The sequence below is a fragment of the Bradyrhizobium sp. USDA 10063 genome (genome assembly GCF_054063735.1).
Window position 1 is genome coordinate 3,622,461 of the sequence record NZ_JBSSGP010000002.1, and the last position, 22,222, is coordinate 3,644,682.

The 22,222-nt window shown below is 60.1% G+C and carries 19 protein-coding genes and 1 tRNA gene; 15 read left to right on the plus strand and 5 right to left on the minus strand.

The window, feature by feature from the left end; translation table 11 throughout:
• Positions 1–117 precede the first annotated feature (117 nt).
• The 3 genes from ACVJGD_RS19315 to ACVJGD_RS19325 form a co-directional block, all read right to left on the minus strand.
• Positions 118–1,908 carry an adenylate/guanylate cyclase domain-containing protein gene (locus ACVJGD_RS19315; RefSeq protein WP_456640297.1) on the minus strand — a complete coding sequence of 597 codons (1,791 nt, stop codon included), beginning with the start codon at positions 1,906–1,908 and terminating at the stop codon, positions 118–120.
• A 288-nt stretch (positions 1,909–2,196) separates the two neighbouring features.
• The gene (locus ACVJGD_RS19320; protein WP_456635834.1) at positions 2,197–2,640 is read right to left on the minus strand and encodes a helix-turn-helix domain-containing protein; all 444 of its coding nucleotides are present in this window, start codon (positions 2,638–2,640) and stop codon (positions 2,197–2,199) included.
• Positions 2,641–2,642: 2 nt separating this feature from the next.
• Positions 2,643–3,110, minus strand: coding sequence for a type II toxin-antitoxin system RelE/ParE family toxin (locus tag ACVJGD_RS19325; RefSeq protein WP_456635835.1), 468 nt, complete (start codon positions 3,108–3,110; stop codon positions 2,643–2,645).
• Between the two features lie 181 nt (positions 3,111–3,291).
• On the opposite strand from ACVJGD_RS19325, the gene ACVJGD_RS19330 reads away from it, so the two are divergent.
• The 13 genes from ACVJGD_RS19330 to ACVJGD_RS19390 all read left to right on the plus strand — a co-directional run bounded on the left by ACVJGD_RS19330 (position 3,292) and on the right by ACVJGD_RS19390 (position 19,196).
• Complete coding sequence (locus tag ACVJGD_RS19330) at positions 3,292–4,293, plus strand: GSU2403 family nucleotidyltransferase fold protein (protein WP_456635836.1); 1,002 nt, start codon at positions 3,292–3,294, stop codon at positions 4,291–4,293.
• A gap of 161 nt (positions 4,294–4,454) precedes the next feature.
• Positions 4,455–6,017, plus strand: a complete 1,563-nt coding sequence (locus ACVJGD_RS19335; RefSeq protein WP_456635837.1) for a hypothetical protein — start codon at positions 4,455–4,457, stop codon at positions 6,015–6,017.
• The gene (locus ACVJGD_RS19340) at positions 6,004–9,072 is read left to right on the plus strand and encodes a VPA1269 family protein (RefSeq protein ID WP_456635838.1); all 3,069 of its coding nucleotides are present in this window, start codon (positions 6,004–6,006) and stop codon (positions 9,070–9,072) included. Before ACVJGD_RS19335 ends, ACVJGD_RS19340 begins: the two co-directional genes overlap by 14 nt.
• A 6-nt stretch (positions 9,073–9,078) precedes the next feature.
• Positions 9,079–9,540, plus strand: coding sequence for a hypothetical protein (locus ACVJGD_RS19345; RefSeq protein ID WP_456635839.1), 462 nt, complete (start codon positions 9,079–9,081; stop codon positions 9,538–9,540).
• Complete coding sequence (locus tag ACVJGD_RS19350; RefSeq protein WP_456635840.1) at positions 9,537–11,750, plus strand: AAA family ATPase; 2,214 nt, start codon at positions 9,537–9,539, stop codon at positions 11,748–11,750. Before ACVJGD_RS19345 ends, ACVJGD_RS19350 begins: the two co-directional genes overlap by 4 nt.
• A 244-nt stretch (positions 11,751–11,994) precedes the next feature.
• The gene (gene gmtX, locus ACVJGD_RS19355; protein WP_456635841.1) at positions 11,995–12,699 is read left to right on the plus strand and encodes a gamma-mobile-trio protein GmtX; all 705 of its coding nucleotides are present in this window, start codon (positions 11,995–11,997) and stop codon (positions 12,697–12,699) included.
• Between the two features lie 113 nt (positions 12,700–12,812).
• A complete protein-coding gene (locus tag ACVJGD_RS19360; RefSeq protein WP_456635842.1) occupies positions 12,813–13,817 on the plus strand; it encodes a class I SAM-dependent methyltransferase in 1,005 nt (334 codons plus the stop codon).
• Positions 13,818–13,835: 18 nt separating this feature from the next.
• Positions 13,836–14,240 carry a hypothetical protein gene (locus ACVJGD_RS19365; RefSeq protein ID WP_456635843.1) on the plus strand — a complete coding sequence of 135 codons (405 nt, stop codon included), beginning with the start codon at positions 13,836–13,838 and terminating at the stop codon, positions 14,238–14,240.
• Positions 14,241–14,387: 147 nt separating this feature from the next.
• The gene (locus tag ACVJGD_RS19370; protein ID WP_456635844.1) at positions 14,388–14,870 is read left to right on the plus strand and encodes a GNAT family N-acetyltransferase; all 483 of its coding nucleotides are present in this window, start codon (positions 14,388–14,390) and stop codon (positions 14,868–14,870) included.
• A 120-nt stretch (positions 14,871–14,990) separates the two neighbouring features.
• Positions 14,991–16,346, plus strand: coding sequence for a serine hydrolase (locus ACVJGD_RS19375; RefSeq protein WP_456635845.1), 1,356 nt, complete (start codon positions 14,991–14,993; stop codon positions 16,344–16,346).
• A complete protein-coding gene (locus ACVJGD_RS19380) occupies positions 16,343–16,633 on the plus strand; it encodes a hypothetical protein (protein ID WP_456635846.1) in 291 nt (96 codons plus the stop codon). Before ACVJGD_RS19375 ends, ACVJGD_RS19380 begins: the two co-directional genes overlap by 4 nt.
• Before the next feature lie 187 nt (positions 16,634–16,820).
• A complete protein-coding gene (locus tag ACVJGD_RS19385; protein WP_456635847.1) occupies positions 16,821–18,152 on the plus strand; it encodes a S41 family peptidase in 1,332 nt (443 codons plus the stop codon).
• A gap of 51 nt (positions 18,153–18,203) precedes the next feature.
• Complete coding sequence (locus tag ACVJGD_RS19390; protein ID WP_456635848.1) at positions 18,204–19,196, plus strand: alpha/beta fold hydrolase; 993 nt, start codon at positions 18,204–18,206, stop codon at positions 19,194–19,196.
• Between the two features lie 118 nt (positions 19,197–19,314).
• Here the strand turns inward: ACVJGD_RS19390 and ACVJGD_RS19395 are convergent.
• Together ACVJGD_RS19395 and ACVJGD_RS19400 are read right to left on the minus strand one after the other, a co-directional pair.
• Positions 19,315–19,389 (minus strand) — tRNA-Glu (locus tag ACVJGD_RS19395).
• Between the two features lie 189 nt (positions 19,390–19,578).
• Positions 19,579–19,914 (minus strand): hypothetical protein, encoded by a 336-nt coding sequence (locus ACVJGD_RS19400; protein WP_456635849.1) that lies wholly within the window; start codon positions 19,912–19,914, stop codon positions 19,579–19,581.
• Positions 19,915–20,020: 106 nt separating this feature from the next.
• On the opposite strand from ACVJGD_RS19400, the gene ACVJGD_RS19405 reads away from it, so the two are divergent.
• A complete protein-coding gene (locus tag ACVJGD_RS19405) occupies positions 20,021–21,001 on the plus strand; it encodes an RluA family pseudouridine synthase (protein WP_456640298.1) in 981 nt (326 codons plus the stop codon).
• 214 nt (positions 21,002–21,215) lie between these two features.
• The gene (gene rpoH / locus ACVJGD_RS19410; RefSeq protein WP_456635850.1) at positions 21,216–22,112 is read left to right on the plus strand and encodes an RNA polymerase sigma factor RpoH; all 897 of its coding nucleotides are present in this window, start codon (positions 21,216–21,218) and stop codon (positions 22,110–22,112) included.
• Positions 22,113–22,222: the final 110 nt, after the last annotated feature.

Here is a 22,222-nt window from a genome sequence, read left to right on the forward strand (position 1 = left end):
TTTGGCGCGGCCGCGTGCGCTGGGCCCTGCCGGCATCCTTCCGGAGTCAGGCGGAATGGCAGCTTTGTGCCAATGGCTGCCATTCCGCCAATTCGCACTTTGGACCCAAAGCGGACGTCAGCCGTCAGGCACCCCGGCGATCCGCAAGCCTTGATAGAACCGCTCGCGTCCCATGAGGTAGGTTGGATTGTCACTCGCGACGCTGTCGCGAAACCGCCGCAGACAAAAGCTTGGATCAAGCTCAAATCCTGCCCTTGCAGCGGACTTTGCCTGGTCGATAGAGCCCAGCATCGCCAGCCCAACAGCAAGTGAAAAATGCGCGAGGGGAATGTTTCTGTTCGCTTCGATGCTACGACGAAACCAGCCAAGTGCCTCGATATCCGCACCCAGCTGCAGCTTGGCAAAGCCCATCCACATCATCCAGCGGTGAGCAAAGATATCACGGGGCGAAAGCCGAAACGCCTGATCGAGATGTGCTTCGGTCTCTGCGCAGCGCCCAGTTAGAATTTTCGCGAAGCCGATTGAGGCGTGCGCCTCGGCCAAATTGCGATCCAGCACCAACGCGCGCTCAAACTCGGCGATGCCTTGAACCGCACGGTTTGTCGCAGTTAGAACGGAACCCAAGGTCAAGTGGGCAAAGGCGTGGTTTGGAGCGAGAGATAGGACCTTTAGAACTCTTGCCTCGGCCGACCCGAGAAGCGCAGCGCTGTCGTCCGTCATGCTGGCCATGCTAACGATCACATCAAGGGCTGGTATGCCGACCATTGCTCCGACGTTTTCTGGATCAAGCGCCAGCGCTCGTTCAAATTTGCTTCGTGCTTGTGCCAAGTTTTCAGGTATCCATCCCTTGTACATCAAAGCCTTACCTTGAAAGTACAAGTCCATTGAACTCGGAAGCGGGGACCGTTCTGATCGCCTCGCTTCTTGCTTGGCAAGCTGAGCGTCTAGGGCGTTGGCGATGTGTGCCACAATCTCATCCTGCATGTCGAAGAGATCGGCCATCGGCTTGTCGAACCTCTCGGCCCAGAGGTGATTTCCGGTTCCTGCGTCGGCCAATTGCACGTTTATGCGCAGCCGACTTTCGCTGCGCTGTACCGAGCCTTCGAGCGCATACCGGACCTTTAATTCGCGACCGATCTGCTTGAGATCGATCGCTTTGCCTTTGTAGGTAAATGCGGTGTGTCGTCCGATAACAAACAAGCCGCTGATCCGCGACAAATCAGTGGTAAGGCTCTCGGTTACTCCATCGACGAAATATTCTTGCTCGGGAGCACCGCTGAGATTGGCAAAAGGGAGCACGACAATGGAAAGATGAGGCCCTGAAAGCGCGTCTGATTGTCCTCCAAGACTCAGTGAAACGCCGCTGGCTTCCTCCCAGACGATTGCGTAGGCCCGGACCGGTCGGGAGATATTCTTGAGCTTCTGGTCACCCAAATCAGCGAACTCAATGGCGACCTTGCCTCCAACATGGGCGTAGACGGAAGCTGAGACACAGATACCGCCGGGTTCAGCTATCCCCTCAAGCCTCGCCGCGACGTTAACATCGTCCCCGAAAATATCGTGAGGCTCAACGATCACGTCGCCGACATTGATCCCGACACGGAAGCGAACGCGGCTTTCTTCCGGATCATCGCTTGTCAGCTCATGGGTGCGGCTTTGGAATTGGGTTGCGGCCCGCACAGCCTCGACCGCACTTGAAAACTCCGCCAAGAACCCATCGCCGGTGTTTTTGACGATGCGACCGCCGTGTTCCACAATCGCTGGCCTGACAATGTTCGCCAAGAGCCCGGTCAGTTTGGCGTGCGTGGCCTCTTCGTCGTTGTGCATCAGCCGCGAATACGCAGCTACATCGGCGGCCAGTATCGCCGCCAACCTCCGTTCGACCCGGACTGGTTGCTCTTGCACGATGGGCCTGCAATCCAACGTAGAGGGTATTCTACAACGGATCAGACAGGATGCCCATCAGGCTGATGGCCTTTATTGGCCCCTCTGAGACTTGAGGGCCCGACCGAATGTCCAGTCATTGCCAAAACCGGTCGCGCTAGAGCACAGCGCTCAGCGGCCGTAATTCGTGCCGACTGATCTAATTATGGGTGCGCCCGCCTATCCTGTGCACTGAGCTTTGCCGCAAGCGCCCGGCCAGCAGCCTGACGCGGCAAGCTTGCGCTCGATAGATGGCACGCCGGTGTCTGCCGCCTATGGAGTCATCCCCGGCGCACACCGCATCTCCTCGTGCTCGTCCATCGACGCTTCAGGTTGACCGGACTCGTGATCGTTGACGTTCTTGGAGTAGATGATGCCCTTGTCGTAGACACCGGACGGGTTGACGGTGATCAGGACGTCGGCCCCCAGCGCCGAAAGCATCTTCATGAGGCGCCAGACCGAGTAGTCGTTGTGCCGATGGTTGATAATCCGCGACAGGTCGGATTGCTTCTGTCCCGTGATTTCGGCGGCCGCGGCCTGCGTGAGCTTGCGCGCCTCCACGATGGACGCGATCTCGTGGCAGAGGTGGCTCTTCACCCGGAATTCATCCGGATCGGCGATGCCCTGCTCGGCGAGAAAATCGTCGCCACCACAGATGGTCAGATCTTCGGTCTGATCCTGCGGCCGTTCGTCGACAGTGCGTTTTGCATGTCCCATGTTCATGCTCCCTTCGGCTTCGGCTGACGGGCCGTCTCAAGTGCCGCGCGCACCTGCGCTCGGATGGCATAGTTCCGCTTGTAACCCGCTTCGTTGGCCTTGTAGTCGGCCTCGGCGGCCTTCTTCCTCTCCAGCAACGTCCTCTTGTCAGCCTTCGTGATGTTGCCGCCCTCGGTGGACTTCTTGGCTCTCGCATCGAGGACGTAGATGACCTCCCGAAAGCGGATGATGTCGTAGATCCGGTAGGTGTTTCCGTCAGGTCCGCCGATCCTGATTTCGTCGATCCCGGCGAGATCTTCCTTCAACCGCTTGTAGACGTCCCTTCCTTTCGGAAGCTCGCCCGCCTGCAGGACCCGCAACACGTCGGTCGCGGCTTCATGCACGTCGGGCGGCAGATTCCTGAAATCGGCCCGCACCGCTGGCCCGACGAACCTGATGACCTTCTTGTCGATACTTCCGGGCGACGACACGCACTCCAATATAGCGGTTCCGCTATTAAACGCAATCTCAGCCTACGCGGCCGGCCTGAAAATCGGAACTTTGGGGCATGAGCTAAGGAAATTAACCACACGGCACAAGATCACTAAGGCCGTGCCTTGCGGAACCAAGTTTATATCACCAGATCTCATGACATCCACAGGATGAAAACGCATGCACACCGCGATGACCCGGGAGCAGCGACGGCTGGTGGAGACCATGCGCTCCACGGCGCTCGACTACGGCGCTGCCGCCCGCGCGCGGGACGAATTCGGCGGCGGCATGCAGTGGCTCAGGGTCAAGCAGTTTGAGTACCTGACGCGGTATCGCCGGGATCCGATCACCGGGGAGCAGAAGGCAACCTCGATCGGGCGCCGCTCGCCCGAGACCGAGGAAATCTACGACCGCTTCACCAAAAGCCGCGCCGAGCTCGACGAGCGTATGCGCACGCTTCGGCCTGGCATGGCCGAGCAGGCCAGGATGGCCAGGGCGCTGCGTCTCAACCGCGCTCCAGAGGACGTCGGTGCCATCGCGCGCGCCATCGGCGTGTCCGAGATGGTCGATCATGTCGTCATCATCGGCGAGGCCGCCATGTACGCCTACGAATGCGAGATGGCCGCGCTGCTGCCGCGGGAAGTCCTTCCCGATGCCGGCGTAGATCTCCTGGTCGCAGGTGTGCATCCGACGGACGCGATTGATGAGCTGGTCGCGACCTTCCGCCGTGCGCGGATCGACATGGACCGTCCCCGCCTTTCCGGCGACCGCGCGGCGGCCGAACTCCGGACCGATGGAGGCCTGAAGATCCGGTTGTTCACGAGCTCGACGCTCGAGCGCATGGTCGACGACTATGCGGAGCATCGCGCCTTGGGCGCAGAAGCGGCGCGCTGGGCGTTGGAGCAATCGCCGATTCAGTCGATCCTGATCGACCGCCAAGGTCGATCAGCTCAGGTTTCCGTCCCCGAACCGCGGGCCTGGTGCATCCTCCAGTGCATGGCGCTGGACATCGAGGAGATGTCACTGATCCGTCGGGAGACGTCGGCCGAGCTCAATTCGTCGATGATCCGCCTCGTCCAGGAGCGCTGGCCCGAGTCCTTCGCCGACGATCATCTCGCGGCGATTCCACAGCTCCGCGAAGCTCTCGAAGAGGACGGGTATCCGCCGGCGCCAAGGATTTAGTCGGCGACAATATTCCAAGGATTCGTTTACCGCCACTGCAGGATGTGGCGGCCGCTTAGACATTGTTCAGAGTCGGTGCGCCTATGTCGCTTGGTGTTCAGAGTTCATCAGGAGCGGGCAGTCTTCCGTCCGCAGCCGACCTTATGCAGCAAAATGTCCCGATGCGGCCCGCCGACGGTCCGCAGCCGATCCATCATGTCACCGTACCGATGCCCGTGGAGGGAATGGCCGAAGGCTGGACCGCGCGCGTTCTCTGCCTGAGCCGTCCTGACGGCGTGGTCGAAACGTTCGGTCCCCTACTGAAATACTTCAAGGCTCATTCGACGCGGGGTAGCTCCTGGCAGGACACCGCGGCCCAAGCGCTTGGTTTGCTCTGGGACTACGGTATCGCCACCAAAGACCGGTATCCCGACCGCAGCCCGCGCAATCTCTTCCGCGACTTCGCCCTAGCGCTCGCAAAGGGCACGATCGCAACGGACGCTACCGACCCCACAGGGTTGTTCTGGCCGGCGACGCCCTACACGCGCTGCAAGAGCCTGATCAAAGCCATCGAAAAGTTTGCAGAGTGGTGCGACGCCGAAGAGCGAACCTCATCGCCGATTTCGCCCGAATTCGTCCCCCTTGTTCCTCAGACCAGCGAACACGTCACCGCGATGCTCCGCTGGAGCCGGCTGCGTGAAACGTCGATGCTCAAGCACATCACCCACGCGCCGCGAGCCAGGAAGAGGAGCACTATCGACCACGGACCCGATCCTCGCGGACGCGGCCCAGAGCCCGTCAAATTCTTTCCACCCGAACACGCGGCCCGGCTACTGTGGGATGGCTACAAGGCCCCCGGCACCGAAAGCGAACCCAACATTTTCCTTCGTTATAACGTGCGAAACATGATGATCGCGCTGTTGGACGGTTGGGGCGGGCTGCGCCGATCGGAGGGCCTGCATCTGTGGGTTCAGGATGTAATAGAGGATCCCAACAACCTTGAGCACGCACTCGTCGTGCTCAATCACCCGTCGGAAGCAAAGGTCGAATTCACCGATCCGATCACGCGGCGCGTGGAGATCGTGACCAGACGTGAATTCCTGAAGCGTGAACATGGTCTGCTGCCTCGGCACGAGGTTACGCGCGGTGCATATCACGCCGGATGGAAGGGCATGGACCTCGATCGGGAGTATCGGGCCTGCGTTTTCTGGATCGATCCCGATGCCGGTGCTCTCTTCTGGGTGCTCTATTGGGGCTATCTGAATTACGTCCGCACACCGATCATGGCTGAGCGCATCAAACTCGGCGGGCGCAATCATCCCTTCCTGTTTGTGTCCGCCCGCGGCGATGAGAGCGGCGACGATCCGACGCTGCCTGGCGAGCCCTATTCGGAGGCTGCTTACGAGCGCGCCCATGAGGCGGCGGTCAAGCGTATAGGTCTTGCGCACCGCAAATATCTGGGCACGACGACCCACGGGCTTCGGCACCTGTATGGCCAAACTATGCAGGACCTCGGCGTTCCGCCGCAGGTGATCAAGAAGGGCCTGCATCACCGCAACTATCTCTCCCAGGCGCCATACACAGTCCCGGACAACGCCAAGACCAATCAGAAGCTGCGGGAAGCCCAGGAAAAAATCGTGAAGGGCGAAATCCGGGCGATTGCGCCGATCGCCGAAAGCACAGCGGAAGCGTTACTGAAGATCAGCGAATTTGTGGCAGGGGGAGGATCGGGTGGCCGATACTGAATTGACCTTCATGACGAGCGAGTGGATCGACGGCGCGTACTTCAACTCGAGCGAAGATCGCTTCGCCCTGATCCCGAGCCGCTCGGAGGAGCCCCTTGAGCTTCAGGCCATCGTTGAAGCACTGATCCGCAGGCATGCGGAGACGCAAGACCTCGATGCCAAGAACGACATCATTGCCGAGCTGATGGATCTGCACCGTCAGGGTCTCATTCTGTGGCCGCTCGGCGCGCTGTGGGACCGTTCGGCGCTGGGCGAGGTCAACGAGCAGCGCTTTGCCCGCAGCGTTGAGGATCACGATCCCGATCTATTTGGTGTCCGCAGCACCATTCTGAAGACCGAACATTTTGAAAAGGCAAAATGGTCCAGCCGCGAGAAAGCCAACCGCAGCTTCGCCTTATGGAAATTTGTCGCCGCCTTGCACTTTGCCATTGAAGGGGTCGAAGGCATCGAAAGCCTCCAGGAAATCCATCTTCTGAAGATGGCCGAGGTGCTCAGGGTGAATGGGCGCTGGAAGCCGTGGGTGCAATCCTGGACGAAGAAAAATATCCGTCACCTGGCCCGCTTGCTTGGGGAGATGCGCGGCGATCCACTGTTCGCACTTGCCGTGCGCCAGGACCTCCGGCAGGCCAAGGTGTCGCCGCGGCTATCGGATTTACTGCGTCACGCGCCTCATCTGCAATTCATCGAGGAGCAGTACGAGCTATGGATCGATCGGCAAAACGTCCTGACAAAAGGCAATTATCGGGATGGATTGCGACTGCTGTTGACCTACCTGGCGAGCCTGCCGACTGATCCCGCTCGGAACCCACTGGATCTCCTGACCGAGCCGGTGCTACGGCCACTTCTGGATTTTGCGAAGACGTTCTTTGCGCCGACGGCGCGCATCAATGCGGTCTATAAGATACAGGCTTTCGCCAAACACCTCTCCGATGAGTCCACGGCATGCGGTGGAAACAGGCTTGAGCTCGGCTTCCGCGACGTTGATCTGGAACGCTTCAAGGCCAGCCAGCAGCTTGCCACAGCCTCGTCAGCCCACAGCGACGTGCGCGCTCGCCCGATGCCTCCGCGTTACCATCAGATGTTGAGAGAAATCATCTGCGAGAATGATTTCGCCTGGCCGAGGTCGCTCGAGAAGTCGGGCAAGCCGCGACACTGGATAACGTGGTTCGATCCCGAGACCGGCATCCCGAAGCCGGTGTTCTGTGAGGTGCTGCCACGGATGCTGCTGGCTCACCTCGATCTGCCGCTGCGAAACGTTCAAATCCGGCGGCTCGACAGCGGCGAAGGGGATTCCCGGATGTGGGATCCTGAGAGCGGCCGCTGGAAGCCGTCGACCAGCACGCATGGCGGCTATTGGGAGCGCGTTGGTGCGAAGAACCCGCGTCGCGGCGTGTTCCGGGAGATCCAGACCCTCACGGGTCAGATCACGGGCTTTTGGGTCAACAGCAACAAGACCCAGGATGGCAGAGAGCTTTTCGGCGAAAACAGCGGCTATGAGATTCCATGGCAACATGAAGAAGCGCTGCGCAATCTCGCGGCCCTGCGGGCGTGGCAGGAGAAATACAATCCGGTGGAAGGTCCACTGGAACACGAAGACCTGCCTGCCAATACCTTCGATGATGATCCATCGCGGCTTGTCAAGACCATGCTGCCGGCGCGCTTCTATCTCTTTCGCTACCCGAACAATTCCGGTCCGCGCGGAAACGAGACGCCAGTTCGTTATCCGCTGTTCTATCAGTTCTTCCATGACGCCCTGGCGGAGCTCGAGCGCCGGCTGAACGAAGAGGAGCCGGATTTTCCGATCCGGATCATCACGAAGTGGGCTGGAGACTCGCCGAAAGCAGCGATCTTCACAATTCACGGCATGCGCTCGGCGAACCTGACGGCACTCTACATGGCCGGGGTGCCGATTGAGATCCTGAGCAAGGTTGTGGCCGGTCACGCCACCATCCTGATGACGCTGAAGTACACCAAGTTCGAACCCGTCCACGTCAATGAGATCCTGACCAAAGCGCGGATGCAGGCGCTTGAGACGGCGAGAAACGACTTTCCGGATCTGCTCAGGGGTGCATCGCTCGAGGAGGCGATGCAGATGACGGCGCGCGTCTCGGACGACGGCATCCGTCAGATGAAGTCGGCTTACGGCGAGCCCGGCTTATGGTCCAGGTTCGACATCGGGATATGTCCGAATGGCGGCACGCTGTGCGACATCGGCGGTCCGGTGGTCACCCGCCGGAAGGACAAGGGAAAAGACAAGTCGAAACACAGCCGGGTGCCGGGGGGAGCGCGCAATTGCGTGCGCTGCCGCTTCTTCGTGACCGGTCTACCATTCCTCATTCCCCTCTGGGCGCATGCAAACGCGGTTTTTGCCAAGCTTGATCGCGTCGCCAGGAAAATGGAAGCAACCCGCACCGAGATCGACAGGCTGAAGGGAGAGCGTCACCAGCTGAATTCGGCCGGCGAGGAAGCGCCGTACGGGTTGGGCGCGAAGATCAGGCTGCTCGATGAAACATGGTCGAGTGATGCGGTAATCCGTGACCAGGCGCTGGCGGACGCTGAATCTACGATGTTGCTGATCGAGAAGATTCGCCACATCGCAGGCAATGCCGATGGCGAGAGCAAACTACCGATGCTGCTGTCCGATGAGAAATTTCCCGACGTGGTGGGGCGCGAGTCGACCCGCTTTGAGCTAGTCGATTCCGTCGTCCAGGCTTCGCGGTGGTTTCCTTCGATCGCGGATTCGAACCTGGAGATGGAGCGCGACCGTTCGCTCGACAAGATTTTGTACCAGAATGGCTATGCTCCGATCGGCATGGCTCCGCTCGGCGAGGAGGAGCGCCGGCGTGCCGCCGACGCGCTGGCTGCCCTGCTTCTGATCGAGTTGAAGGCGACGGAGACGCAGAATCTGATCGACGGCAAGAAGACGCTCGCCGAATACGGAGGGCTGCAGGAACGCATGGAGGCGACGGCGCGCAAGGCGATCGGTCGGCCCCTAGATCGGCTGGCTCTTCCCAAACCCAACAATCCGCCCATCATCGAGGCGGCCGCGGAGTAGATCGCCGTGAGCCAATCCGTCCTTCCCGTGCTGCTGCAGGACTTGGAAACCTATCTCGACCGGCAAGCGGCCGCGTGGCAGCAGCAGAGCGAACATGCGCGGCTGCCTACGCTGCCGTCGACCTCGGATGGCAAGGTCAACGTGCGCGCGATCATTCTCGCGCTCGGCCGGCCGCAATCGCAGGAGCAGCACCTGTTCAAGCGAGCCGCCCTGAAATCGGCCATCAACGCGGTGGCCATCGAGCAGGGCCTCAAACCGATCGGCTCCCGCCTTCCGGACGATCTTGAGAAGGCGATCGCCGACCGGATGCGGCGAACTGAAAAACGGTCGAGCGAGATGTCGAAGCTCGTGGCGGAACAGGCCTCCGTCATTGAGAAGCAGCGCCGAACCATCGAAAGCCTACGGGAACAGCTGCGGATTTTTGAGGAAACGGGTCAGGTCCTCAGGACCGCGCCGGTGCCCACATGAGAGTGACGGTCGACAGCATTGTCTCCGAGAAGCCATTCGGCATCATTTTCGCGGGGACGGTCGCGGACCAAGGAAGCCGACGGCACGGGCAGCGCCTGCGCGTGCGCGCCGAGCTCCGGCACCTGCTCGGCGTACCCGCTGTCGGCGATACCTGGGAGATCGACGGCGAGGTTCTGCAGACCTCCTACGGGCCGCAGGTCGCCGCCCGCGGCGGCCGACGTCTACTGTCCTCGGGACACCTCGTGAAGCAATTCCTGGCATCGCACGTGCCGGGCGTGGGCATCGAGCGGGCGCAACGCCTCTGGGACGCATTCGGGGAGAACCTGCCGGAAGTGCTCTCGACGGACGACATGCTGGACAAGATCGCGACCACCGCGGCGCCCGACAAGCCTGCGCTCGGAGCACGTCTAGCCGTGCTCGTAGCGTCGGCCTGGCGTACCGCCAGCAGCGAAGCGGCGCTCGTTGCGTGGCTGGACGGTCTTGGCGTCCGGGATATCGGCGTTGTCCGCCGGCTACACCGGGCGTTGGGAGACACCGCAATGGAAGCCATCGCGGCGAATCCGTACGTAATGGTGCCGCTCCTGCCGTGGAAGCAGGTTGACGAATTGGGATGCCGGCTCCTGCGGGAGGATGGCCGCGAACCGTTCGCGGACGCGCGACGCCAGGTCGGCGCGGCCGACGAGGCGGTCAAGCGGATGCTCCACCGCGGTGATACGGCCGCCACGGCCGATGAGTTCACATCCGCGTTGGCGACCTTGCTGGGGCCCGCCTCGGATGGCGAGGCGGCGTTGACCGTGGCGATAGCAAACGGCGCAGTGCTGCCGTCCGGCAGACAGTTGAGGGCTCCCGGCGTAGCGGCGCTCGAGGATGACCTAGTCAACCGGTTCAGGGCCCTGTCCCAGAGGCGCCCGGAGCCCCGCCTGAAGGGGATGTCGCCCAGCCGCTGGTCCGAGATGCTCGCTGACCTGGCTGGCCCTGGCCGAACCCTCCAGACCGAACAAAACGCGGCGGTGGTGCAGGCGATGTCGCGCCCGCTTGCCTGCTTGGTCGGCGGGGCCGGCACCGGCAAGACCTACACCTGCAAAATGATCTGCGATCTGTGGGTCCGGCTCGGCGGGGACGTGCTGCTGTGCGCGCTCGCCGGCAAGGCGGCGCTGCGTCTGTCGCGCTCGACCGGCCGCCTGGCAAAGACCTTATCGAGGACATTGGCCGAGTTGGCAGAGCGGGACGACATCGAAGCGTTATTGGCGGACCCAGGCACCTCGGAAGAGGAAGCCGGTAAGGCCAAAGGCAAGCTGGAGGGGCTCAGTCGGATCGGCGACGCCACGCTGGTTGTAGTCGACGAGGCATCCATGGTCGATCTTCCGGCCCTACATGCTCTGGTCAAGCGCCTACGTCCTGCGAGCCGCCTCCTGCTGGTCGGCGACGAAGCCCAGCTGCCTCCCATCGGCGTTGGCTTGGTCTTCCACAAGCTGGTTGAGGACACGTCGATCGCTTTCCGTCTGACGCACGTCCACCGACAGGCCGCGGAGACTGGGATCCCGACGGCGGCTGCGGTGATCCGCGCAGGAGGCGTTCCCGAGTTTGCACCATTCCAGGGTCCGGCGTCCGGCATTTCCTTCGTCGATGCTCGGCATGAGGATCTCGCGGCCAGGCTCGACGATGTAATCGCTCGATTGGGAGGCCCCACCGAGGCCCTCGTTGTGACAGCAACGCTCGCCGGTGCCGCCGGCGTGGACGGCGTCAATGAGCGTTTCCATCGCCGGTACCTCGCCGCCGGCCATGAAGAGATTCGCGGCTTCTTCGGCCGCCGGTTCTCGGTAGGCGAGCCCGTGATCTTCGGCCGCAATGATTACCGTGCTGGCCTCTTCAACGGGCTGCTCGGGCACGTCACGGCTTTCGACCCCGAACAGCATTCGGTCGACGTTCTGTTCGACGGCGATTCCGAGCCCAAGAAGCTGGCTGACGAGCACCTGGTCGATCTCGATCTCGCCTATGCGGTCACCTGCCACAAGTGTCAGGGCTCGAGCGCGAAACGTGTCGTCGTGCCGATCTACGCCAGCCGATTGCTTGATCGATCATGGCTCTACACGGCGGTCACCCGCGCCGAGCAGCAGGTCGTGCTCGTCGGCGACCGGGCAGTCTTCAAGATGTCCGTCGCGAAGCCTCCCAGCGCAACGCTCAGGAAAACGGGATTGCGATGGCCGTGATCGAAGAGAAATTCTGCGGGCTCCCGATCATTAGTTTGATTGATCCCCGGAGCCGCCCTCGCGCGACCCGTCCGGCACTGGCGCGCGCAGCGCGCAAGGGAGGGTCCGCGCCGTCAGGCGTGGATGCCCTTGCGCGAGAGCACGGCAATGCCAGGGCCTTGAGCGGGAGGGAGGTCCGGGATCGAGCATTGATCCCTGGTGAGCCCGAGCGGAATTCGACTGACATCGTTGAGTGGAGGACATCGTGAGCAAGCAACTGAGCGCTCAGATGAAGAAGGCGGCCGAGGAATGTCTCGCGGCCGAGATCCAGAAGGCTTCTAACGAAACGATCAAGAAGAAGCTCGAAAATCTGGCGCTCGTTTGCCGGACGATCGTGGCCGCTCCAAGCCAAGCTCTTTCAATTGCGGAGGTAGTGCGCGAGTACAAGGCGCGCTTTCCGAAGCAGCCACTCAGCGAACAGACGATCCGTAACAAGCGGCCGAACGGAAATCCGTACATGACGGTGTATCGCGCATGGGAAAGTGTCGCCCATGCCGCGGCAACGGCTGCGCTGCCCACCCAACGGAAGGATGGGTTGATCCTGCGGGAGAGCGACCTTCACACAATCAAGGATCCTACCCTTCGTCACCAAGTGACAGCGGTGTTTGCGCAGAACCGAAGCCTCCACAATCGGCTCAACATGCTCAAGAAGATTCAGGGGCAACGGCAGATACGTGTTCTGCTCGACGGGCCCGGCACTGTGATGGCGCCAGCGGAAGAAGATCTGGTGCTGACGCCGGCGGAGTTGGACGCAATCCGTGACTTCATCGATCCACGGAAACTTAGGGCAAAACACTTGGAGCCATCGAAGGACGATGGGGTGTTCACGATCGACGGCGGCGCGGTCGCCGATCCGGGATTCCTTTCAGCGCTTCGAAAAATCTCGAAGAGCTACGAACGGCCGGAATGACGGTGCGGCATCGATCGGCAGGATATTTTCTTTATCACCGCAGCTCATCCAATGGTTGTATCATCTCACCTCACCCGCTACTGTGTTGCCCACCACAATACGGGGATAGACCTTTGGCGGCCGAAACTTCATCATACCATGATCTTTATGCACGGCTGCGACAATCATGGTCCACGGATACCAGCAGCAAGTGGCAATGCGCAGTCACCGCCTTGGTGGTTCAAGACATTCTGGGTGGAGATATCCTGAAGACAAACGTTGATGGGGCGTGGCATTTCTACAATTGCCTCGACGGCTGCAGAGTGGATTTTACGGCTGAGCAATTCGTTAGCCCCATCGAGTACAAGGATATCGTCAGCAACAGAGACGAAGCCTTTAATGAAGTCTCGATCAGTCAATATGAGCTTCTTCGCTCGTGCGTGGCCCTTTATGATAGAGAACGCATTCCGGCACTAGCACAAGAGCGGTTTGCAGCGCGACGAGAGGAGTTCATCGATCTTGATCGCGCCGCGCGCTTCAACCTGATCTATCAAACCAATCTTTGGGGTGCGGAATCTTCCGTATCGGGCGTCGGCTCCGAAATTATTGCGACGGAGAAGCTTCGCAAGGAACTCTCTGATTTGCTGCGCAGCCTGAACGTGAGAACGCTGCTTGATCTGCCCTGTGGCGACTTCTCATGGATGGCTGAGACTGACCTGGACGACATTCGATATCTTGGCGCCGATATTGTACCGGAAATCATCGAGGCCAACTTGTTGAAGCATAGCAAGGCCAGCCGGGCGTTTCGGCGCATGGACATTGTCGAAGACCCAATTCCACGACACGATGTTGTCTTGTGCAGGGATTGTCTCGTGCATTTCTCATTTGCGCAGATCAACCGCACGATCGAAAACATCAAACGATCCCGGAGCAAATGGCTGCTGACGACAACGTTCCCGGCTATTCGCCACAACCGGGATATTGAAGATGGAGACTGGCGACCGCTGAACCTCCGGGTTGCTCCGTTTCTCTTTCCTAGTCCAGATACAATAATCAACGAGAACTGCACGGAAGCAGGCGGCGACTATTCGGACAAGTCCTTAGCGTTGTGGAGTATCGACAGTTTGCCTGTCCCCTAATGACTGAAGTGGAAAGTCATGACCGAAGCAAAGAATTTTGAAAATGCGCCGTCTTTTCAAGAGATATCGAAGTCACTGGTCAGTCTACTTCATGGACGTAAGTTTGTTACAACGGGCAATGAGCATGGCCTCGCGACTACGGCAACGTCCTTTCAATACTTCGTCGATGGCACCACGGTGAGTGGCGAGTATCGGGGAGGTGAAATAATTCTAGGAAGGATAGTCGGCAAGGCTATAGGTCCGACAACAATCGAACTGCTGTTCCAATGCGTCACCGCCGACGGAAAACTGATGTGTGGAATGTCTTCGGGGCGTGTCGGCCAAAGCAGCGCTGGACTCCTTACACTTGACTTCGAATGGTCGTGGCTAACCGGCGAACGAACCAGTGGAACATCTAGCTATATCGAGGTTCGCGAGCCCTGACGTCTCGGGAATAGCGAGCTGCTGAGCAACGAGGCTTGCAAAGCGCTCGGGTGATCGAATTGTCGGCAATTCAGGCCAAGGCGGATTATCGCGCAGCGAGTTCGCCATACTTGTCTGTCAATTGGCCTCCTGTGTATCATTTCTTCCATGATTATTCGCGACGAAGAGCTCAATGACGTGCCCGCAATACGCGGTCTCGTTCAAATCGCGTTCGACAGGATGGTCGAAGCAACGCTCGTAGATCAACTTCGTGCGGATGGCGACGCCGTGATTTCGTTGGTTGCCATTGATCATGCATTATTGATTGGTCATGTGATGCTCTCGAAGATGGAGGCTCCGTTCAAAGCACTTGGCCTCGCACCTGTATCGGTTCGACCGGACCGTCAAAACTCTGGCGTCGGTAGTTCGCTCATCCGAGAAGCGTTGGTGCAAGCCAGGCTGGGGAGCTGGGACGCCGTGTTCGTATTGGGCAATCCGGGCTTTTATCGCCGTTTCGGGTTTGATCCCGAGCTGGCAAGTCATTTCACTTCGCCCTACGCAGGACCGCACCTTATGGTCCGTCCTTTGAGGGGCAACATCCCCGAAATAGGAAGGATCGACTATGCCCCCGCATTTACCGACCTTGGATAGAATGCCCCTAGATCGTCAGTACAAGCTGACCAGAATGAGGCGTGTACCGGTCAAGACAGGAGTGTCGCTAATACATGGTAGAAGGCTCACATATTGTTTTCGACTGCCGGACCCAGAACGATGACTGCTGCAACCCAATCGACATCCTCATCGCCTATTCTGTCAGACTTAGACATCCGTCATATTCTCTGCGATCGGATCGATGCGCAGGCTCAGAGCGTCGGAATCGTCGTCGGGGTCATCGAGGCGTCCGGCCGCCGCATTGTCGCGCACGGGAGGCTTGGCAAAGACGATCCTCGCCCGCTGAACGGCGACACCCTCTTCGAGATCGGCTCCGTGACGAAGGTTTTGACCGCTCTGATATTGGCCGATATGGCTCAAAGGGGCGAGGTCGGGCTGTCCGATCCGGTGGCAAAATATCTACCCTCAGAGGTGGTCGTGCCCGCGCGCGCAGGTCGATCAATCGCCCTGCAGGATCTTGCCACGCACACCTCGGGCTTACCGGGCATGCCCGACAACTTTCAGCCAGCCGATCCAAGCAATCCATATGCCGACTATTCGGTCGAACAGCTCTACAGTTTCCTTTCGGGCCATCAGCTGACGCGCGATGTCGATAGCCTCTACGAATACTCCAATTTGGGGGTCGGGCTCCTTGGGCATGCTTTGGCGCAACGTGCCGGATTGGACTACGAGACTCTTGTTCGCGCTCGGGTCTTGCAGCCGCTCGGCATGACCAGTACGGCTATCAGTCTTTCCTCCGAGCTAACGTCCCGTCTCTCGCGCGGACATGACCACGAGCTCGACCCGGTTTCGAACTGGGACCTGACGCCTGCCTTTGCTGGGGCTGGCGCTCTGAGATCGACCGCAAATGATCTTCTGAATTTTCTCGAAGCGGTGCTTGGTTACAGGCAATCACCGCTTGCGTCAGCAATGGATAGCATGCTGGCGGTTCGCCGACCGATGGCCATGCCAGCATCGCAAAGCGCCCTCGGGTGGGTCGTCATGAGCCGTGGTGACGACGAGCTCGTGTGGCACGGCGGTGGGACAGGAGGGTATCGGTCCTTCGTCGGCTTCCTCAGAAAGGCACGGGTTGGCGTCGTGGTCCTGTCAAATGCATCAACTGAAATTGGCGGCGACGATATCGGCTACCATCTGCTCGATCGCACAATTCCGCTGCAACCACCGCCGAAGAAGCGCAAGGTGGTAGAAATAGATACGACGGTGCTCGACGGCTACGTCGGACGCTATCGCTTGGGCCCTGACTTCATCGCGATCGTGACACGGTTCGGCGATCGCCTCTTTGTCGAAGCCACTGGACAAGCAAGGTGTGAAATCTTTCCGGAGAGCGAGCGAGACTTCTTTTACAAGATCGTTGACGCCCAAATTACGTTCGATGTTGATGAACGCGGCATGACTACAGGACTCACTCTGCATCAAGGCGGCCGGGATATGACAGCGCCACGGATCTGCGATTGATCGTTGCATCCGCGATGAATGAACCGATTGCAAAGACGGGTTGGATGGTGACGATCGCGATCGTCAAGAATGGCGGCAAAATCGGCCATGAAATGTACGCCGTTGCGATCGCCGAGCCGGGCCAGGCTGTGAAGGTAGCGCTGAAGGCAGGCGGCGGAGAGGCGGCGGTGGTAAACGGTGTGATCGATGACGCATCAATGAAGAGCCTCAAGCTGAAGTCAGGCGAGGTTCTCAAGATCCTGAACGATGAATCTGACCCCCTCACCAGCGGTACGACACGTCACTAGGGAAGGAGGATAATCGCACCCAACGCCGTACCCCAATTCGTTTGCACCGATCTCGAGCGAACCTGTCTGTTCTCGGACAGAGAAGGTGCGCAATCCAACCGAACTGTAGCTTTTGCGCCACTCCATCCACGAACCTACCTTGTTAAGCTTCGTAAGCTAACAGCACAACGAGATAGGCTGGTGCGCAATGACAGAACTGTTGCACAATCAAAGAAGCCTGCTGATCTTCATGGCCTTATGCGCGTTCTTCCTAGGGAGCAGAGCCGTGCTTGCGCAGATCACAATACCGGATACGCCTGCCGGCAGGACCCTGAACGCCTTTCTAGAAGCGTTCAATAGCGGTGACCGCACCAAGGTTCAGGACTACCAGCAGAAATTCGGTGCCAAAATCGACGTGGACGGACTGATGGCCTTCCGTCGCCAGACCGGCGGATTTGACTTGCTTTCGATCGACGCCAGCGAGCCTTTGTGGATAAAGTTCCGAGTCAAAGAAAAGGCAAGTCCAACCGTGGCCGTTGGTAGACTGAGACTCAAAAGCGGCGCGCCGGAAATGGTGGACACACAGATCCTGCGTGCGATGCCTCCGGGTGCGGTATTTGAAGATCTCGCCCTTGACGCTCAAAGCCGCGAACGCGTCATCGATGGTGCCATTGCAAACTTGAAGGAGCTCTACGTCTTTCCCGACCTGGCGCAGAAAATGGCCGATGCGCTAAAGAGCCATTTGAAAAGCGGCGACTACGATGGAACGACTGACGGCGTCGACTTCGCTTCTCTGCTCACCCAACATCTGCAAGCAGTGAACCAAGACAGGCATTTGTACGTCATTTACAATCCGTTCACGCAGCCCGCCGGTCGCTCAGAGCCCGGCGCCGCCGACCAGAAAGCGCAGATGGCGAAGCAGATGCAACGGATCAACTGTGGCTTCGAGAAGATCGAGATTCTGCCCGGAAACATTGGGTATCTAAAATTCAATATGTTTGCAGACCCTGCGATATGTGGCTCGACGGCTACCGCAGCGATGAATTTTCTTGCTCATGTCGACGCAGTTATTTTTGATCTTCGAAACAATGGCGGGGGTGATCCAAAGATGATTGCGCTGATCTCTTCCTACCTGTTTGATCAACCGACGCATCTAAATGACATCTTCAATCGTAAGGAAGACAGCACGACCCAATTTTGGACGCTGCCCTTCGTTCCTGGTGTCAGGTTGACTGGCAAACCTGCCTTTGTGCTGACGTCGAAGACCACATTCTCCGGGGCGGAGGAATTCTGTTACAACTTGAAAAACCTAAAACGTGCAACGATCGTCGGAGAAACGACTGGCGGAGGCGCTCACCCCGTCATGTCACGCCCCATAGATGATCATTTCGTAATTGGAGTACCGTTTGCGCGCGCGATAAATCCGATTTCGAAGACGAACTGGGAAGGTACCGGTGTCGAGCCCGACGTCTCGGTAAAGGCATCTGACGCGCTCGACGTTGCGATCGAATTGGCGACCAGGAAGATTCAAGCGAATTGACTACAGTGCGTCACCGAACCGGGTTGCTGGCAACCCTAGTAGGAGGAAAGCATGACCAGACCGTTCGAGCGGAGCCTGAAGACAAATGGCATCAGCCTGAATGTCGTCGAGCAGGGCCACGGCCCTTTTGTCTTGCTGTGCCACGGTTTTCCCGAAAGCTGGTACTCCTGGCGCCACCAGATCAGTGCGCTGGCCGATGCCGGCTTCCACGTCGTTGCCCCGGACATGCGCGGCTACGGCAAGAGCGATCGTCCCGAAGCGATCGATCAATACACCATGTTCCACCTGGTCGGCGATCTGGTGGGGCTGCTGGACGGGCTCGAGGCTTCCACGGCGGTCATCGTCGGCCATGATTGGGGCGCGAATATCGCTTGGCAGGCCGCGCGTATGCGTCCGGACCGTTTCCGTGCAATCGTCAGCCTCAGCGTGCCGTTTCGGCCGCGCAGTCCGGCGCGCCCAACCAGCCTGATGCCGCAATCGGCTGATGCGCAGTTTTACCAGCTGTACTTCCAGGAGCCCGGCGTCGCTGAAGCGGAGTTCGAGAAAGATCCTCGTTTGACGTTGCGCGCGATGCTTTACGGCGGATCCGGCGAAGGGGTTGCCGCGATCCGCGCATCAGCGGCAACTAGCGGACGAGCGCATGGCGTCGGCATGGTACCGCGCACTGGCGGTTGGTTGCCATCCAGCGCACCGCCCCTGCCGTCATGGCTTAGCGAAGCCGACCTCGATGTCTACGCTGGAGAATTTGCGCGGAGCGGCTTTCGCGGGCCTCTCAACTACTATCGCAACATCGATCGGAATTGGGAGCTGATGGCGGCGTTCGAGGGGACGAAGGTCACGGTGCCGGCGCTCTACATCGCCGGCGATCACGACATGGTCGTGGCGTTTCCGGGTGCAGCCGAGCAGATCGCCAACATGAAGCAGGACGTACCTCTGCTGCGCGAGGTCCAGATGCTCGCCGGCTGTGGGCATTGGACCCAGCAAGAACGTCCCGCAGAGGTCAGCGCCGCGGTCATCGAATTTCTGCGCGGACTTCCCAACTGAACTGGCAATCGGTCCTGTCGGCCGCCAGCGCTAGACCGGGCGTCCCTGACCCGGGCGTCCCTGACCCGAGCGGCCACCGAGCGAGCGGGCAGCGCCGTGAGTTGTTGAGAGTGATGTGTGGCGCTCCGTAGGGGAATCGAACCCCTATTTTGGCCTTGAGAGGGCCACGTCCTGACCGTTAGACGAACGGAGCTTCCGGTTTTTACGAACCTACCAAAGTAGGCTCGTTTTGCTCCCCGATGGGATGTCTACCGCGGTTAAGCCCTTGAACCTACATACATGGTAGGGTCAGAGGGGGGTATTTCTCACCCTAACCGCTAGACGAAGGGAGCGTGGTCTCAGGCAATAGCCTCGAAAACCGAAAACTGCAAGCCAGCTTGGTTCAGGGTTCGCTGACGAAGCGCAGTTTTCCTGCGGGTTTCAGGGTTTTTGCGTCGAAGGTGCGGATTTCGGTGGTCCCGCCTATATCGAGGGTCACCACCAGGCGGTCGCCGGCGATGCCGGTCGACACGATGCGGGCGCCCTTCGGCAGGGCCGCCGTGATGTCGGTCGTGGCGGCAGGGCTTCCCTCCCCGCGGTAAAAACGATAGCCGATGGCGATGAGGACCACGGTCACCGCGAGCGCCGAGGTCAGGCCCGCGATCAGCATCATCCGCCGCACCCGCGCGATCAGGGCGGCCTGCTCTTGGGTCGGTTCAGGGAACGTCGTTTCGGTCATATGCCGCTCTTTAGAGCATGACCGGGGAAAGTGAAAACCGGTTTTGTCGAAAAAGGTAAGTGTGAACGGGACGGAACAGGGCTTGTCGTCGCCTGGCGCCCAAAGGCTGGCCGTCGTCGTTCAGGGCGATGAGGGGTCGTCCCGGCTCGACCGTGTCCTCGCCCAGCGCCTGCCGGAATTGTCGCGGTCGCGGCTGAAGGCGCTGATCCTCGCCGGTTCCGTCACGGTGAAGGACGCTCCCGTCCGCGACCCTGCTTTTCATGTTGCCGAAGGCGACACGGTCGGGGTCGAGATTCCCCAAGCGGTCCCGCCGGAGCCGAAGGGCGAGGATATCGCGCTCGATATCATCTACGAGGACGACGACCTCATCGTCATCGACAAGCCGGCCGGCCTTGTGGTGCATCCCGCCGCCGGTCACGAAAGCGGCACGCTGGTCAACGCCCTGATCGCCCATTGCGGCGCGAGCCTTTCCGGCATCGGCGGCGTGCGGCGTCCGGGGATCGTCCATCGGCTGGACAAGGACACCACCGGCCTGATGGTGGTGGCGAAGAACGACCAGGCGCACCAGTCACTGACCGCGCAATTTGCCGACCATGGCCGCACCGGCGAGATGGAGCGCGGCTATATGGCCTTCATCTGGGGGGCGCCGAACCGCCAGCGCGGCACCATCGACGCGCCGATCGACCGCCACCCGTATGCGCGCGAGAAGATGGCGGTGCGCGAAGGCGGTCGCGAGGCGGTCACCCATTGGGAGCTAAGAGAAGTGTTTCAGGGGCAGGGCGGCAAGCCGGTCGCCTCCCTGCTCGCCTGCCGGCTCGAGACCGGACGGACCCACCAGATCCGGGTGCACCTCGCCCATATCGGCCATCCGCTGATGGGTGATTCCGTCTATGGGCCGCACTTCAAGACCAAGACCAGCCATCTCGGCCCCAAGGCACAGGCCGCGCTGGCCGCCCTTGGCCGCCAAGCGCTCCACGCTTATCTCCTTACCATCGAGCATCCGCGTACCGGAGAAGTTTTGCACTGGGAAGCTCCTCTACCGGAGGATTTGCTTCTCCTGGAACGCGCGCTGGAGGCGGCGCTATGACGCATCCCCTGGAAAAGCCTTGATATGACAAAAGGTTATATCAGCCACACGGGGACGTGACGTCAGCAATCCTTCCCTATCGGGGCCCCTTGGGTGTATGTTGCGGGTGCGTTGAATATCCAACGCGGAACATCGCAAGCCGGCCGGCTTTAACACAGCGGCCGCCTGCCAGGCCCGCCGCTATCGGGGGCCTGAACCACTGGAGGGCGCAAGTATGGCCCGTACAGCCTCGTTACCGGTTCTCAATGGAGAATCCGGTCTTTCTAGATACCTCGCCGAGATCCGTCGGTTCCCGATGCTGGAACCGCAGGAGGAATATATGCTCGCGAAACGTTGGCGCGAGCACGACGATCGCGACGCGGCACATAAACTCGTCACCAGCCACCTCAGGCTCGTGGCCAAGATCGCCATGGGCTATCGCGGCTACGGCTTGCCGATATCCGAAGTCGTTTCGGAAGGCAATGTCGGCCTGATGCAGGCGGTGAAACGGTTCGAGCCCGAAAAGGGCTTCCGTCTCGCCACCTACGCCATGTGGTGGATCAAGGCGTCGATACAAGAGTACATCCTGCGTTCCTGGTCGCTCGTGAAAATGGGCACCACCGCGAACCAGAAGAAACTGTTCTTCAACCTGCGCAAGGCGAAGAGCAAGATCTCCGCGCTGGACGAGGGTGATCTCCACCCCGACCAGGTGAAGCTGATTGCGAGCCGCCTCGGCGTGACGGATCAGGACGTGATCGACATGAACCGCCGCCTCGGCGGGGACGCGTCGCTCAACGCGCCGATCCGCGACGACGGCGAAGCGGGCGAATGGCAGGACTGGCTGGTCGACACCGCGCCGAACGCGGAAGCCCTGATGGCGGAGAGCGAAGAGTTCGATCATCGCCGCCAGGCTTTGACCGGCGCCATCAACGTGCTCAACCCGCGCGAACGCCGCATCTTCGAGGCGCGGCGCCTCGCCGACGAGCCGATGACGCTGGAAGACCTCGCCGCCGAATTCGGCGTGTCGCGCGAACGCGTGCGGCAGATCGAGGTCCGCGCTTTCGAGAAGGTGCAATCGGCCGTCAAGGGCACGATCGCCAGGCAGGAAGCGGCGCTCGAAGCCGCCCACTAACGGGGCGACAGCACAGCATGTTAGAGCCGGCGGCAACGCCGGCTTTTTCTTTGTCCTAGAGCTTGATGGGATAAGGTCGAATTGTATCCGGCTGGGCGCCGCCCCTTTCA

Excerpts from the sequence above, each read along its gene's own strand:
- ACVJGD_RS19370 (WP_456635844.1), top strand. The coding sequence starts at position 14,388 with ATGATTATTCGCGACGAAGAGCTCAATGACGTGCCCGCAATACGCGGT.
- ACVJGD_RS19375 (WP_456635845.1), top strand. The coding sequence starts at position 14,991 with ATGACTGCTGCAACCCAATCGACATCCTCATCGCCTATTCTGTCAGAC.
- rpoH (WP_456635850.1), top strand. The coding sequence starts at position 21,216 with ATGGCCCGTACAGCCTCGTTACCGGTTCTCAATGGAGAATCCGGTCTT.
- ACVJGD_RS19335 (WP_456635837.1), top strand. The coding sequence starts at position 4,455 with ATGCGGCCCGCCGACGGTCCGCAGCCGATCCATCATGTCACCGTACCG.
- ACVJGD_RS19400 (WP_456635849.1), bottom strand. The coding sequence starts at position 19,914 with ATGACCGAAACGACGTTCCCTGAACCGACCCAAGAGCAGGCCGCCCTG.
- ACVJGD_RS19330 (WP_456635836.1), top strand. The coding sequence starts at position 3,292 with ATGCACACCGCGATGACCCGGGAGCAGCGACGGCTGGTGGAGACCATG.
- ACVJGD_RS19350 (WP_456635840.1), top strand. The coding sequence starts at position 9,537 with ATGAGAGTGACGGTCGACAGCATTGTCTCCGAGAAGCCATTCGGCATC.
- ACVJGD_RS19385 (WP_456635847.1), top strand. The coding sequence starts at position 16,821 with ATGACAGAACTGTTGCACAATCAAAGAAGCCTGCTGATCTTCATGGCC.
- ACVJGD_RS19365 (WP_456635843.1), top strand. The coding sequence starts at position 13,836 with ATGACCGAAGCAAAGAATTTTGAAAATGCGCCGTCTTTTCAAGAGATA.
- ACVJGD_RS19320 (WP_456635834.1), bottom strand. The coding sequence starts at position 2,640 with ATGGGACATGCAAAACGCACTGTCGACGAACGGCCGCAGGATCAGACC.
- ACVJGD_RS19390 (WP_456635848.1), top strand. The coding sequence starts at position 18,204 with ATGACCAGACCGTTCGAGCGGAGCCTGAAGACAAATGGCATCAGCCTG.